This window comes from Flavobacterium chuncheonense, from assembly GCF_042686145.1.
Lineage (GTDB): Bacteria > Bacteroidota > Bacteroidia > Flavobacteriales > Flavobacteriaceae > Flavobacterium > Flavobacterium chuncheonense.
The window spans coordinates 3,281-18,259 of the sequence record NZ_JBHUPC010000019.1 but is presented as its reverse complement, the minus strand read 5'-3'; the positions used below and the strand labels follow the sequence as shown (position 1 = coordinate 18,259).

Genomic DNA, 14,979 nt, shown 5'->3' with positions numbered 1-14,979 from the left:
TTCATAAATTTTTTATTTTATAAAGAAAAAATAAGTAATAGAATAATTGACACATTTATTGACAAAAACAACGGAATTTTTAGACTTGAAGGAATGGAAAATGATGTTTTAATACCATTGATAAAATTTGTGAATAGGGACTTTGAATAAAAAAACTAGTTACAACAACGGTTACAAGTAATGGCTTGGTCAGTACTATTCCGAAAATTCTTCCAATTTTCTAAAATAAGTCTATATTTGTTTTGGCTTGGTATTGGCTCAGCGCCACTACTTATAGCCGCGAACCGTTGTAAAACATATGAAAAAAATCCTACTAACATTTATAATCGGAATTTTAATTTACTCTTGTTCAGCCACTAAAACTGCAACAGATAAGACAAGATATTTCGATGAAAATAATGTAGAAATAAGTAAATCTAAATTCGAGCAAATTTGTTCTACAAACAAATTGTTAGATATTCCCGGAGATTCTACAAATCATAAAAAATTGACTTTAAGAGAAAAACGTGGAAAAATAACAAATAAAGCTTTATTGGAATCGTTAATTGAGAAAGAAATAAAACAAGAATTAGATTCTACTAAACCAATAGTTATAATTTACTACCCAGGAAAAGACCCTTGTAATTCAAGTGGTTCTGCATCAAAAGAATTAAGAAAAACTTGGTATAGAGATTTAGAAGATGGTATTAACAAAATTGCCCAAATCAAACCTATTTATATTTATAAAGATGATGATGGTTTGAAGAGATTTGCTGGATTTATAAATAATTGGTATAAGGATCCTGAAGGAACAATTGAAAGACTATTTTTCAAATATCATTATCCTTGTAGCAGTTTTGTTGTGATTTCAAAAGACGGAAATTTTATTAGTTATTTTGGAGAATTTGGAAAAGAATATGTTTGGGAAGCAACCAAACTTTTGAATAAATAAATACGTTTTACAACAATGGCTATAAGTAATTGCTTGTTCTCGGCTACTTCTGAAAATCCTCGCGGATTTTCAGTTTGGTGTGTACTTGCAAAGGCAATCGCTAACCCAAGCAACTACTCATAGCCGAGACCGTTGTGTGCTATTTTCGAGAAACTGAACTGATAATTAGACAATTAAAAACAAAAAACATAAACTAATGTGCTTAAAAAAAGTTATCATCTTAATATTTCTAACTTCTATTTTTTCGTGCAAGAAAAGCGAAAATGACAATGATAGAATTTTTACAGAAAATTACTCAATAGAAGCACCTTTCGATTTTGAAAGAACTACTACAATGAATGAATTAGCTAAAGTTCAGTATAAAAAACCGGAAGAAGATCTGCATTTTATCGTGCTAGAAGAAACAAAAGAAGGTTTTCAAAATGGAATAAAAATGGGCGTTCATAAAGTATCTCCGAGCTTGTTTGGGTATTACAAAGTAATTACTAATCATTTTGATGAAATTACAGATAATTTTAAAACCTTCGATTATGGTGTTACCAAAATAAATTCTTGTAATGCCATTGTTTTTTCAATGAGCGGAAAAGATTTAGAAGATGGAAAAGGAGTATATTACAGATATGCCATTCTGGAAGACGAAAAAAACCTTTATCAAATAATGTCGTGGACAAACTTAGGCTATAAAGATAAACTTGTAGGTCGAATGACACCAATAATTAATTCATTCAAATCAAATTCAATTTCAAAATAAAAACAGCACACAACAGCAGTTACAAGAAATTGCTAGGCATGGGATTTATCAGAAATGGTAATTGTTGAATCAAAGTTTTTTTATATTTGTAATTGTCAGTGAATGAAGTACGCAACTTCTTGTAGCTGCGAAACGTTAGCAACAATAATTTCAGAACCAATAACATTATTAATGATAAATAGACTTATTATTTTAGGAAATGGATTTGATTTATCACATAAACTCAAAACAAAATATTCTGATTTTATCGAAAATTACTATTCGCAAATAAAAGATTCATCATGGAAAGATGATTTTCTTGAATTCCTTATTCCAGGATATTTATTTAACAATATGAATTCGCTCAAAGAAATAATGAATTATATGTCGTCAAGACTTGGTGAATTTTCTATAATGCATCCTGAAAAAAATTTACATATAAATCGTAAACCAGCTATACTTTTACACAACCATTTTTTTTACGAAATATCACGGAAAATAGAATCAAACTGGGTTGATATTGAAATTGAATATTTTCATAATCTTCTTAAAATACTTGACCAACCTTCTACAAATAGTATATATGATGACATTAAAAAACTTAACCAAGAAATAGATTTAATTGCTAAAAAATTTGAAGACTATTTAATTGATAATGTCAATCCTGAAATTAGCTCAAAATATAATGACAAAACAGCACATTTATTTGAAGACAGACTAATTCCAGATTCCGAGAGTATTGAAGAATTTCTTAAAGAATTTCCAGAAAGCTACGCCAAGACAATTAGAACTGATTTAATGAAAAAATGGAAGGATAATAATAATTGGTCAAAATTCGACGAAACACTTATCCTAAATTTCAATTATACAAATACTGCTGAAGAATTATATTCAGACAAACTTAAAAATTATAAAACTATAAATATTCATGGAAGTTTAGATGACATTGAAAATCCAATCAATTTAGGATTTGGTGATGAAATGCATAAAAGATATTCCGACATTGAAGAGAAAAATGAAAATGAATATTTAAGACTCATGAAATCATTTGCTTATACTAACACTGACAACTACAGAGAATTATTTAATTTTATTGAAGACAAAGTTTTTCAAGTACATATTATGGGACATTCTTGCGGAATATCAGACAGAACATTATTAAATGCAATCTTTGAAAATAAAAACTGTAAGTCAATAAAAGTATTTTACCATAATTATGATAAAAAGAATACAAACTCACAAAGTGACAATTATTCAGAAATTGTTAGAAACATTTCTAGACATTTCAACCAAAAGACACTTATGAGAAATAAAATTGTAAATAAAAGTTTGAGCACTGAATTACCGCAATTGAAGTTATAATTACTGTTGCTAACAGCCGTTTGTTGCAATTGCTAGGCATGGTTTGTGTTCGGAATTTTCTCCGAAAATTCCACAGGGAGTTTTGTACTTGTAATCTTTTGGCTTAAATTTACGCAACTGCTACAAGCGGCAAACCGTTAGCAGTAATTTTAGAAAAAGCCTACAATGACAGATTGGTACAGACGAAAAACTTGGACAAAAACAGACGAAGAAGAATACTTCGCCAAACTTGGACGTGCAAGAAAGGACGGACGAGCCCAATATTTAAGAGTTCAAGCCATAGAACTTATTGAGACCAAGGACAAAAATCTATTGTCGGTTGCAGAGACACTTTTAAATAAAATCTTGACAGACTATCCCGACAACCGAATTGAAAAAAGCCAATCATATAATTCATTAGGCGAAATATATAAGTTGAGAGAAGATTACGAAACCGCATTAGATTATTTTCAAAAATCGCTAGACTTTGAAAAAGAATTTCCGAATGTAATAACGACCGCATATTTGAACTTTTCTGAAACAGTTGTTCGTGCAGAAAAAACAGGATTATATGACAAAGTGGAAAACTTGCTGACAGAAAAAATAAACGAAGACACTTTAAAGTTTCCAGTTCAAAATTATATTATGTATTCTGTAATGACAGTAATTTCAGAGTATAAAGGTGATTTGGAACAGTCGAAAATCTATGCAGACTTAGCAGAAAATATTGCAACGACACAAACCAATTCATTTTGGAACCCAAATAAGAAAAAATTTGGAATAGTAAAAGACAGAATAAAATGGTTGGACAAGCTCGTAGGACGGAAATAAAAACTACTGCTAACAGCCATTTTGCAAAAGCGGGGGTTTCGTACTTCAATGACAGTAAAGTGCTAAATTCAAGTTTTGTGCATCTAATGAAGTTTAGTGCTAAAAATCCCCGCCTTCGCAAAGCGGCAAAACGTTGTGTGTGACCTTAAAAAAACGAACCGGAAAAAGTATGTCGTCTATGCCAAAATTCTTTTCAACGAACGAAATAAATGAAAACGAGATCTTAAATGACGGACTTGAATTTGCAATGGAATTTGGAAAAAACTGGTTACAACCTATTCAAGAAAGATTGCTCAAAAAATATCCAAATTTGGAATCCAAAAATCTTGATTCGTATAATGAACATTGTAAATCCGTATTAAAACTCGGAAACGATTTCGTTTATAACTTATTGGATAATTTAGACAGAAAAAATCAATCAATAACTGAACACGAATTAAAGGAAAAACTAAAAAACACAATACTCGAAAAATATTCATGGGTTAATAGCAAAAATATTAATCAACTGTTTTTTCAAAGTTGTTATTATGCTTTTAAAGATGGGCTTGACAAAGCGATAAAATAAAGGCTACACACAACAGCGGTTTTGTGAAAGCGGGGTTTGGGTGTTTATCGGGAAGAGCCAGTGTTTGCACTTCTCTACTCTATTTTAAGTTTTTTCTTTCAAACTTTTCGGTATATTTGTAAACATCAGTAACAAAAATCCCCGCCTTCACAAAGCCGGCGGGACGTTAGCAGCAAACCACCAATCGAACGTGAAAATCGGGGCCAAAATTTGTAATCGATTATGGGATATAAAAATATCTGCTTAGAATGTAGAACTTCATATAGCAAAGGAAATGACTATAAAAATCATACTGAATCAAATTGTCCTCAATGTGGTAAAAAAATGATTCTGGTAAATCATAAATTCAAACCTCCTAAAAAATCTGAAACTAAAAGTTGGGAAATGGTAAAACTACTCGTTGAAAATGGTTTTAAATTCCAAGTAGTTTATGAACAAATCGAAAAAGGTGTCTATTTAAAAGTCAATTACCCAAAAAACCTCAGTGAAGCAAAAGAGTTCATAAAAAAATACAAACCTTAAAATATTAATGGCCGGCTGCTAACAGCGGTTTTGTGAAAGCGGGCTTTGGGTGAGTATCTGTAAGAGCCAGTGTTTGCACTTTCTTCTCCGAAGTGAGGTTTTTTCTTTCAATCTTTTCAATATATTTGTAAACATCAGTAACAAATTTCCACGCCTTCACAAAGCCGGCGGGACGTTGTAACTTATTTTGGATAAACTACATGAAAAATAATTCAATTAAAAATTTAAAACATTGTCATTTATGCAAAAACAAACTTTACAAAATTGAATTTGGAACTCATTGCAGTTTGACTAATAAAGCTCCAGCGTTTGAAACTAAATGTGATAAAATTGTATTTGACTACAACTTAGAAGATAAAATAAAGTTAATAAATATTGAATTTGAAAGAGTTCGAATTGAAAAGAAGTGGGCGTATTTATATTTTATAACATTCTTAATTATGGGCATTGGAATGCTAATATTCACTTATCACTTCGTAGAATATTGTACAAATATTCTGAATAAAAGAATGATTAGTTTAAATACTGCACTATTTATAACTATACCTATAATTTTTATTTCTATTAGTTTTGTTTTGATAAGTTATGCATTCGGGGCTATAAATCGTCATAGAAATGATAAAAAAGTTATTGAAGCAAAGAAAAATGAGCTTGACAAAATATTGACAATATATAATATAGTTTATACTATCAAAATAAAATTAAAAGATAGAATACTCAAGCCAACAAATGTAGAAACAGAATTAAAAATTATGAAAAAATAAAAACAAGTTACAACAGCAGTTATAAGTAATGGCGAGTTATGGCAACCTTCCGAATTTTCTCCGAAAATTCAAAAGTTTGCGGTATATTTGAAATGGCTTGGTCTTGGCTCGGCGCCACTACTTATAGCCGCGGACCGTTGTACACAACTTTGAAAAAACTGAACCTAAAATATCTCATGTTATTGATGCTTTTCATGTCTTGCAAAAAAGAGATTGAAAACAATGACTTCTATGAAAATCTTGAAAAAGAAAAAAAAGAAAAATTATTTTTTAATATTGGTAAAGTATATTTTGAAAATAATTGTAAAGGTTGTCATCGTAAAAGTGGAACTGATAATTTCCTTGTTTATGCAATTAAAGACGACAAATATGAATTTGATTTTTTAAGATCATTTATACAGAATCAAGATAGCCTGATAAAAAGTGGAAATGAACTTGCCATTAAAATAAAAGAAGAAAATGATAATCGACCTTACAGACATAAGTTTGAGTTAAATGATAATGAAATAAAATCCATTTTGTACTATTTGAAAAATTAAAGCTGTGTACAACAGCAGTTATAAGTAATGGCGAGTTATGGCAACCTTCCGAATTTTGCTGCGCCAGTTCGCACTTTGTGCTCGGGTTTCCGAAAATTCAAAAGTTTGCGGTATATTTGAAATGGCTTGGTTTTGGCCCGGCGCCACTACTTATAGCCGCGAACCGTTAGCCGTAATATTACAAAAACTATGAGGAAATACTGGATTATAATTCTACTATTCGTTTCATATTTAGGGTTTTCCCAATGTAATGATATTGAAAAATTAGATTTAGGCGGAACATATATGTCTAAATCAAATAACTACATCCCTTTTGAAATAAAAGAAAAAGGGAAAATTTATCATGATAGTGTTAGTTATCCAAACGACCTGGATAAAATAAAAAGATATTCAGATTTTATACTTAAAAAGGCAGAAAACTTTATCACTTCACGTGCAAATAGAGATTTTTATAATAGATTAAAAATTTATCAAGTTGAAGTGAATTACCCAGAATCTATCGAAATAAAAAACTATGACGATGAATCACTTTACGAACTTTCAAATTTTAATATTACATATTGGATAATTTATACCTATGAAAAAGATAAGTTTCAATATGCTTTTGGTTTAGAGTTTGATAAAGATGGAAAAATGATATCTGAACAAAAATTTCCAGAGTATTCAAAAAATAAAGTTTTCGAAAATTTCACTCTACCCTGTGATGCTCTAAGCATCGTAAAGTCAAATAAAAAATTTAAAAACAAAAAAGTCGATTATATAGAATTAGCTTATTTAGATGAAGCAAATTCATTTTGCTGGCTGATTGAAGAAGAACGTGATCCTAATAAGGAATTTGAGAAGTGGGAAGAAAAAACAGTCAATCTTTACTATGTAAATGCAAATTCAAATAAACTAGAAGTCGTTAAAGAAAAAACGACAATGGTTATTGCTTGTGGAATTGGTCCTTTAACAAAAAAAGGTAAAAGGGAATTGCGAAAAAAAGCAAGACAGAAAAAGAAAGCTGAAAGAAATTAAAATACTACGGCTAACAGCGGTTTGCAGCAAGTGGGGTTTTAGGGAAAAACCAAACTTCTTTTTGTATATTTGGCTTTAGGAATAAACAAACTAAAGGAACAAAAATCCCCACCTGCAGCAAGCCTGCGGGACGTTAGCAGCAAGCTTCAAAAAAATCGCAGTAAAAAACGAGTATGGAAAAACACAAGTTTTGGATAATTTTAATTACTGGTTTTCTAACGCCTATTTTAGTGTACTTATTTCCTGTTGATGGTGGTGGTGCATCAATAATCTTTACAATTTCAATTCCTTTTTTTATTTTTCTATCAATTCTATTTGCTTTTTTATATAGTAAAATATCTAAAAAGATTGAGTTAAAATGGAGGAGAAATATATTCTTTTCATTTATACTCTTTATTATTCTTAGTTTAACTTTTTATTCATTTCCCTGTTTTGATAAAGACAATCTTTGCCCTTATGAAGTTGTCTATAATTCTGTAAAAACATTAGTAAATTATAACAAAATTAAATTCGATGACATTTTAATAGAAAAAAAGCAATCAAATTATCCTTTAATTGTTGTTGCTCAAAAAAAGTATAAAAAGACATTTCCAAACAAAATCTATTATATCAATTATCAAGGAAAAGAAACTTTTACTTCAGAAAAATTTTATGCAATTTATTTCCGAAATGGTAAAGTTTTTTCAAATAACAGAAATTTAAAAATTGTCCTTTTAAAAGATGACACTATTCAATTTTCAGAAATTTATAATAACGAAAAGATTGAATTTATATCAACCAAAAGCGGTTTCGTATATATGCCAAATGAATATACAAATTATTACAACAATGGTTATGAATACATAAACCTCGAAAAAGAGTTCAAAAATTTCAATCTAAATATTAGAAAAGAACCTGAAAAAAACATAACAACAGAATATGGTTTTTATAAAATTCTATATTGGATTTCATAAGAGCCAGCTGCTAACAGCGGTTTGGCACAATAGCTACTTCTAGTTTTAAAAACACGTTCGATTTTCCGCTGGAAAATCTTATCTTAGCAAGAAAATAATCGTTCCACGCAGCCGCTACTGCGCCAAGCCGCGGAACGTTATACCACATTTTAAAACACGATTTGTGAAATTAGAAAATACTTCCAAACAAAGATTAATAATTGATATTGACACTGCTCCAAACTCAGATAATGTGTATAGTGGAATGTGTTTAGTAGCGAACTCAGACATTGTAATGTTGCTTAATTTTGATGAAGAAAATTGTGAATTTGACGGATTTACAATAGTTAAAAACAATGATGTTGAAAAATATCGAATTTGGGAAAAAGACGATTATTTAGTATTAAAAAATGATAATTCACAAAGTTTAATATCAAATATAAACTTAGAAAATTTCTTAGATTTAGAAACTTCTTTGAAAAGTTTAACTTCTGAATTTGTCGCAATATTTACTTATGGTGATGAAAATGATTTTTTTGTTGGAAAAATATTATCTGTAAATAGTAATTCGGTCGAATTACATTTAGTTGATGAAAATTCTAAATGGTGTGAAATTGAAGTTGTAAAACTTAGCGATATAAGTTACCTTGGATTTGACACTTCATACGAAAATGAAATAAAGAAAAACGTGGTATAACAGCGGTTTGCCACAATAGCTCCCACTCTACTTCGGCTGAAAATCCGCTGGATTTTCAACTCGAGGTTTTCATAAGAACTTTTTTCGTAAATTAGCCGCTACTGCGCCAAGCCGCAGAACGTTGTAGTGCATTTGAAACATGAACCAAGAATTAAAACAATTACATAAAAGACGTGAGTTTTTTAATCGGCATCTTTCGAAGTTAAAAGGAGCTGACAGAAGAAATGACATCAAAAATCTTGGTAACACCTGCCCCTCTTGTGGTTATCCGACTCTTGAAGAAAGATGTGCATGGGATATCTGCGCAATTTGTTTTTGGGAAGATGATGGACAAGATGACCAGGATTCTGATAAAATTTATGGCGGACCCAACTCTGACTATTCATTAACCGCATATAGACTGGAATGGGACAAGAACTTAAAAGAACTAAAAAAGGAAAACTCCGAAACTGCACAGTATTTTAGAAAAATTGATGAACTTATTAAACTTGACCAAGAATCTAATATTTCTGAAATTAAGAATCTAGTGGACAAAGTATCCGAATGGTTTGACGAAGGAAGAAAAAACGCACTACAACAAAACCTATGAGCAAGCAGGCAGACAGTGTTAAAACGAAACAACAAAACTATTAACAAACTTTGGGTACGGCTGACAGGAAAGTGCTTCTAAAGCCCGCCTGCTCATAGCCAAATCGTTGTGTGTAATACTAAAATAACTATGATTGAAAAAATACTTCCAGCAATAATAACAATAATTGGAAACTTTATTTTCTATTTATTGATTAAAGGACGAATCGAAAAATCACTCGAAAAAAATAAAATCGCTTATAGTGGAATTTTCAAAGAAAAAGTGAATATTTACAGAGAATTACTTGAAAAAACATACGGCATTAAGAAAGAACTAAATCGATTTCAATATGTTGGGAACAAGGAAGAAGGAATCGAATTAATGCAAAAAATAAATGATTATATTCAATTTTACACAATTAATCAACCTTTCCTTTCTGATGAGATGTTATCTGATTTAAATAAAATCCGCGGCGAATTCCAGGATGTATTTGAAAAATTCTACAAACACATATCAAATAATAAATCAGATAATTTAAACGAATTCTTTGAAGCAGGAAATAAATTAAAAACTGATAATCCATTCAAGAAAATTGAGGAAAAAATTATATCAGAAATGCGAAACGATTTAAAAATATCAGAATTCGATAAATAAAGTACTACACACAACAGCGGTTACAAGTAATGGCTTGTTCAGTACTATTCCGAAAATTCTCCGAATTTTCTAAAATAAGTTTATATTTGAAATGGCTTGGTTTTGGCTCGGCGCCACTACTTATAGCCGCGGACCGTTAGCGGTCAGCTAGGAAAAACAGAACGTTATGAACATAATTGAACTAAAAGAAAGACAAAACATCTCCGATAACATTAATTTAAGTCGAATTTATTCCCAACTCGGAGAACTTCTAAAAGAATTAAAAAACAAGGAATTACCGCATAAAATAATTGAATCTATTAATCAGGATATTGAAGATTTAAATTCTACATCTCATGCTGATAAAGAACTAGTGAAATTAGTAAAACAGAAACAAACGAAAATCATAAAACTTATTGAAAAAGAAGTTAAAATTGTACCCAAAAATTATTATCGCAATCTTTGGTTAGTACTTGGATTATCCGCTTTTGGAGTGCCAATTGGAGTTGCTTTTGGATTAAGCGTTGGTAATTTGGGATTATTAGCAATAGGTTTGCCAATTGGTATGGTCATCGGAATTGCAATAGGTTCACGAATGGACAAAAAAGCTTATGAAGAAGGAAGACAATTAGATATAGAAATAAAGTATTAAACTTCATAACAAAAGAGAAAATATAGCCGAACCGCTAACAAGGGTTTTGTAAAATTGGGGCTTTTGGGCTAAAAATATTGTTGGTTTTGTGTTTGTAAACCTAATCTTAAATTTATACTTTTGGGAGAACTAACCCCCAACTTCACAAAGCCCCGGGACGTTGTGCAACATATGAAAAACGCAATCACAATTATAATTTTTCTTTATTCAAGTTTGACATTAATCGGGCAAAACCCCGATACTGGATATCCAGAAAATTATAAGCCAAAAAGCATAAATGATGCGTTGAATTATATGGAATATTCCCTACCCGAAAAAGATAAAATTGAATTTAAAAATAAAACTGAATTCAATGCAGTGGTTGATGCTCATATGGGATACGGAATGTTTATTAGAAATTCTTGGCTTCGTCACGGCAATCCAAAACTATTGAAATTCTTTTATAAAAATAAGGTATTCCCAATGGATGATATGTCGTCGATAATATTGAAATTATTTCACAGAAAACTTAACATTAAAAACTATAGTTCAAAACCATTATTAAAACCTTACCATATAAAATGGAAAGAAGGCAAAGAAGGTAGGCGAAAATATAACGATAGCATTGATAGTGTTTTGAAAAGTTTCAAAGTAAATGATACTATCACTTTCAAATACTACTACTCTGTAATTGGCAACGAACCAGACGAAATGAAACTATACGAAACTTGCCAACCAAAAGCAATTGTTTTGAAACGAAACGTTCGAAAAAGAAAACTGTTTGTAAAACTAATTTCTGCTTGCAAAAAAGATGGAATAAGTACCAACAATGAACGAGATAAAGGAAAAGAATTGATTGAGCTAGGTAAAACAGGTTGGACAAACTATTACGTATGGTATCAATGAAAATACGTTGCACAACAATGTATAACCGCAATTACGGCGGATTCGACTCCGTCCGAATCCACTCGGAATTGCTAACGCCAGTACTAAACCGAAATTTAACGCATATTAACCCGTAACTTCGGTTATACAAGACCGTTGTGTGTAATATTACAAAAAATGGGGTATAAAGAATTCTTTCCTTTTGGTACTAAATCAATCGAAATTATTTTCAATTGCAATGAATGTGGTGAAGAAATAGTTTCGGAAGAACACTCTATTCCACATCCAAATTATCTAGCAGAAAAAGCAAGTGATTCCCATAATGGCATTACAGTAAATGAGTGTTGTGAAAGTTGTGGGGCAGAATATGAAATCAATATAAATGTTGGCTATGGAGATGCTTACGTTGAAATCGATGATGTCGAAGATGATGATATTCTTGAAATAATTGAACATCAAGAAGAAGAAGACGATGAATATTATAACGATCAAATAGATTCCATTTTAAGCACCACAAATTATTATGATATTTTCTTTAATGAAATTGAAAACTTAAAGTCCCTAAATGATGTTGATTTAAGAAACAATAGCCTCCAAAAAACTTTATTAAGACAAATATATTCAAGCACTATAAGTTGTTTAGAAGATTATTTATCCTCAACTTTAGTATTTGAAGTTTTTAATAGTGAAGATAATTTTAAAAACTTTGTAAAAACTAATCCCAAAATAAAGGATAGAAAGTTTTCTTTAAATGAAATATATGACGAGCTTGGAAAAATAGAAGATGTTGTAAAAAAGGAATTACTAGACGTAATCTATCATGACTTACCTAAAGTTAGAAATATGTATCAAGACAGTCTGAAAATTAAATTTCCAGAAATTGGTGACCTGATGCAAATTATAAAAACCCGACACGATATGGTACATAGAAATGGTAAAAATAAAGAGGGCAAAATAATTGAAATAAATGAAGCTACTATTGACGATGTAATTAGTAAAGTATCTGAATTTGTATTACAACTTGAATCTAAAATTAGGCCAGAAGAAAAAATGAAAGGAGTGATTAATTAAATACTACACACAACAGCGGTTTTATGCTATAGCGGGGCTTGGGATTTTTTGGATTGTTCAGTGCTTATTTTCTTCTTTAAAAAGAAGTTTTTTCTTTCCACTTTTCGGTATATTTGTAAACATCAGTAATAAAAAATCCGCTACAGCATAAAGCCGGCGGGACGTTATGCATTATTTAGAAAAAATGAATGAATCAAACAAAAGTGTTTTATTGAAATCTCTGAACGTTATTTCTAACTTTCCTGAAAACGTACATCTAGTGAATTCTCCTACTGAATTTTTAGAAATTCATAATAGAAATTTGAAAATGTTGTCTGAATTAGGTTTCGAAAGAAAATCTGATTTTATCCAAAAATTAATAAACAAATATCCGAACTTAAGTGTCTTAGAATTGGAATTGTATATTTCTAATCAAAAAAAAGAAAAAAGTTTACTTAGTATTGTAGCAGGTGGATTAATTGATTCTATTATAAATTTAATTAAGAACAAAGGAATTAGCTTTACTCAAATAAAGAACAAATTAAACGAAACCAAACTTCTAAATGACAAAATGAGTAAAATAATTGAGGATCCTATTTTTGAGGAATTATATAAAAACAATGCATAACAGCAATTATAAGTAATGGCGAGTTATGGAATATTCCGAAAATTCTCCGAATTTTCTAAAATAAGTTTATATTTGAAATGGCTTGGTTTTGGTTCGACGCCACTACTTATAGCCGCGGACCGTTAGCAGCAAACCAAAAAAAAACTTAACACATGAAAAAAATATTATTCCTATTCATATCATTTTATTTCGGCAATAGTTCATTATTAGGACAAAATATTACAAAAATTGACTCTCTTGGAACAGAAATGTGTCAATCACTTTCTAAAGTAAATAATATGAAAACAAAAGAGAAAATTGAATTCGTATTCCAAAGTCATCTTTCTGCATATTTCGACAAAACTAAAATTTCATCACAAAGAGAAGCTGATTCAATAAGCACTCTAATTTATTATAGACTACAAAAAAACTGCAGTGTTTTTCTTGATATGTTAGGTGAACTTGAAGAAAATAAAAGCGATTGGCAAACATTGAATATAAAACCCTCTAGTAAAATATCTAAAATAGATTATAAATCATTTCTAAAAGGAGGAAACTATTATTACAAGGACTATAATGGCAGCATAGTGAATGTACATATTACTGAAAAAACATGGTCTGAAACATTTGATGATGGAACAATCTCTAAATTGACTCTAATTTCTAAAAGTGATGGAGAATTTGATTTAAAATTTATAGAAAGCAATAACGAAACAAGAAAAAACTTAAGCGTAAAAGGCGATATTTACAAATATGGAATTTATGAAAAAAACAGTGATGGATTCTTAATCTGGACAAGCACAAATGACAATCAATTTTTAGGGTTTAAACTTTACAAAAAATCATAATGGTCAGCTGCTAACAGCGGTTTTAAGAAATGGCGGGGTCAGTGCTTAATGGGACGATCGGGAATCAAAAATCTTTTGCTCAACTTCAAGTTTTTTCTTTCAAACTTTTCGGTATATTTGCCAACATCAGTAACAAAAAACCGCCACTTCTTAAAGCCGGCGGGACGTTAACACAAACATTGAAACGCACTTCATGAAAAAAATATTCTTTGTTCCATTTTGTTTATGCTTTATCTTTTTTAATTCTTGTACAATATCGAAAACTTTAAAAGAAGAAAGAAAACAATGGAATTTTAAAAATTGGGATGTTGAATTTAAAGAAAGAGCTTTTTGTCTTTGTGTCTTGAAAGGATACGAAAATCCAAAATTAGAAAAATCTTTATGGGAAAATGATAAAACATTTTATAATCCTACTGGTATTGCAATTTTTGACAAAACTTTGGAACCTATAATAGAAAAGGAAATAAAAAAAATAAAACTTGATTCAATCAACTCTCTAGGACAATATCCAGATGATTTAAAACCTTTATACCAAAAAAGGAAAGTGTTAAAACATTGTTTAGATTTCTATAATAGTTCAGAACTAAATGAAATTACTAAAAATGAAAAAAGAAGTTGGAATAAAATTTCAAATATCATGTCTGAAATTCATAAATCAATTCCTACATATTAATGCTTGTGTTAACAGCAGTTATAAGTAATGGCGAGTTATGGCAACCTTCCGAATTTTGCTGAGCCAGTTCGCACTTTGTGCTCGGTTATCCAAAAATTCAAAAGTTTCCGGTATATTTGAATTGGCTTGGTTTTGGCTTGTCGCCACTACTTATAGCCGCGGACCGTTAACAGCAACATATTTTGCTCCGCAAAACCAATTGTGAAGTAATCTTA

19 protein-coding genes are annotated in these 14,979 nt (G+C 30.2%); all 19 read left to right on the top strand.

Annotation, left to right across the window (positions count from 1 at the left end):
* The first annotated feature begins 298 nt into the window (after positions 1–298).
* Positions 299–931 (top strand): hypothetical protein, encoded by a 633-nt coding sequence (locus ACFS5J_RS12435; protein WP_379812546.1) that lies wholly within the window; start codon positions 299–301, stop codon positions 929–931.
* Positions 932–1,127: 196 nt separating this feature from the next.
* On the top strand, positions 1,128–1,682 hold the full coding sequence (locus ACFS5J_RS12430; protein WP_379812545.1) for a hypothetical protein: 555 nt from the start codon (positions 1,128–1,130) through the stop codon (positions 1,680–1,682).
* Between the two features lie 171 nt (positions 1,683–1,853).
* The gene (locus tag ACFS5J_RS12425) at positions 1,854–3,023 is read left to right on the top strand and encodes an AbiH family protein (RefSeq protein ID WP_379812544.1); all 1,170 of its coding nucleotides are present in this window, start codon (positions 1,854–1,856) and stop codon (positions 3,021–3,023) included.
* A gap of 165 nt (positions 3,024–3,188) precedes the next feature.
* The gene (locus ACFS5J_RS12420; RefSeq protein WP_379812543.1) at positions 3,189–3,833 is read left to right on the top strand and encodes a tetratricopeptide repeat protein; all 645 of its coding nucleotides are present in this window, start codon (positions 3,189–3,191) and stop codon (positions 3,831–3,833) included.
* 139 nt (positions 3,834–3,972) lie between these two features.
* On the top strand, positions 3,973–4,398 hold the full coding sequence (locus ACFS5J_RS12415; protein ID WP_379812542.1) for a hypothetical protein: 426 nt from the start codon (positions 3,973–3,975) through the stop codon (positions 4,396–4,398).
* A gap of 222 nt (positions 4,399–4,620) precedes the next feature.
* Positions 4,621–4,920 (top strand): hypothetical protein, encoded by a 300-nt coding sequence (locus tag ACFS5J_RS12410; protein WP_379812541.1) that lies wholly within the window; start codon positions 4,621–4,623, stop codon positions 4,918–4,920.
* 200 nt (positions 4,921–5,120) lie between these two features.
* Positions 5,121–5,684 carry a hypothetical protein gene (locus tag ACFS5J_RS12405; RefSeq protein WP_379812539.1) on the top strand — a complete coding sequence of 188 codons (564 nt, stop codon included), beginning with the start codon at positions 5,121–5,123 and terminating at the stop codon, positions 5,682–5,684.
* 149 nt (positions 5,685–5,833) lie between these two features.
* Entirely contained in the window at positions 5,834–6,223 is a 390-nt protein-coding gene (locus ACFS5J_RS12400) for a c-type cytochrome (protein WP_379812538.1), read from the top strand.
* 285 nt (positions 6,224–6,508) lie between these two features.
* The gene (locus tag ACFS5J_RS12395) at positions 6,509–7,240 is read left to right on the top strand and encodes a hypothetical protein (RefSeq protein ID WP_379812536.1); all 732 of its coding nucleotides are present in this window, start codon (positions 6,509–6,511) and stop codon (positions 7,238–7,240) included.
* A 173-nt stretch (positions 7,241–7,413) separates the two neighbouring features.
* Positions 7,414–8,193, top strand: a complete 780-nt coding sequence (locus tag ACFS5J_RS12390; RefSeq protein WP_379812535.1) for a hypothetical protein — start codon at positions 7,414–7,416, stop codon at positions 8,191–8,193.
* A gap of 163 nt (positions 8,194–8,356) precedes the next feature.
* Positions 8,357–8,869, top strand: coding sequence for a hypothetical protein (locus tag ACFS5J_RS12385; protein WP_379812534.1), 513 nt, complete (start codon positions 8,357–8,359; stop codon positions 8,867–8,869).
* A gap of 139 nt (positions 8,870–9,008) precedes the next feature.
* Positions 9,009–9,458, top strand: a complete 450-nt coding sequence (locus tag ACFS5J_RS12380; protein ID WP_379812533.1) for a CPCC family cysteine-rich protein — start codon at positions 9,009–9,011, stop codon at positions 9,456–9,458.
* 129 nt (positions 9,459–9,587) lie between these two features.
* Complete coding sequence (locus ACFS5J_RS12375) at positions 9,588–10,091, top strand: hypothetical protein (protein ID WP_379812532.1); 504 nt, start codon at positions 9,588–9,590, stop codon at positions 10,089–10,091.
* A 166-nt stretch (positions 10,092–10,257) separates the two neighbouring features.
* Positions 10,258–10,722: a hypothetical protein gene (locus tag ACFS5J_RS12370; protein ID WP_379812531.1), complete on the top strand. Its 465-nt coding sequence runs from the start codon at positions 10,258–10,260 to the stop codon at positions 10,720–10,722.
* A gap of 171 nt (positions 10,723–10,893) precedes the next feature.
* On the top strand, positions 10,894–11,607 hold the full coding sequence (locus ACFS5J_RS12365; RefSeq protein WP_379812530.1) for a DUF6794 domain-containing protein: 714 nt from the start codon (positions 10,894–10,896) through the stop codon (positions 11,605–11,607).
* A gap of 156 nt (positions 11,608–11,763) precedes the next feature.
* Positions 11,764–12,657 carry a hypothetical protein gene (locus ACFS5J_RS12360; protein ID WP_379812529.1) on the top strand — a complete coding sequence of 298 codons (894 nt, stop codon included), beginning with the start codon at positions 11,764–11,766 and terminating at the stop codon, positions 12,655–12,657.
* Between the two features lie 184 nt (positions 12,658–12,841).
* The gene (locus ACFS5J_RS12355) at positions 12,842–13,264 is read left to right on the top strand and encodes a hypothetical protein (RefSeq protein ID WP_379810251.1); all 423 of its coding nucleotides are present in this window, start codon (positions 12,842–12,844) and stop codon (positions 13,262–13,264) included.
* A gap of 152 nt (positions 13,265–13,416) precedes the next feature.
* A complete protein-coding gene (locus ACFS5J_RS12350) occupies positions 13,417–14,091 on the top strand; it encodes a hypothetical protein (protein ID WP_379812527.1) in 675 nt (224 codons plus the stop codon).
* A gap of 193 nt (positions 14,092–14,284) precedes the next feature.
* Positions 14,285–14,764 (top strand): hypothetical protein, encoded by a 480-nt coding sequence (locus ACFS5J_RS12345; protein WP_379812526.1) that lies wholly within the window; start codon positions 14,285–14,287, stop codon positions 14,762–14,764.
* The last annotated feature ends 215 nt before the right edge of the window (positions 14,765–14,979 follow it).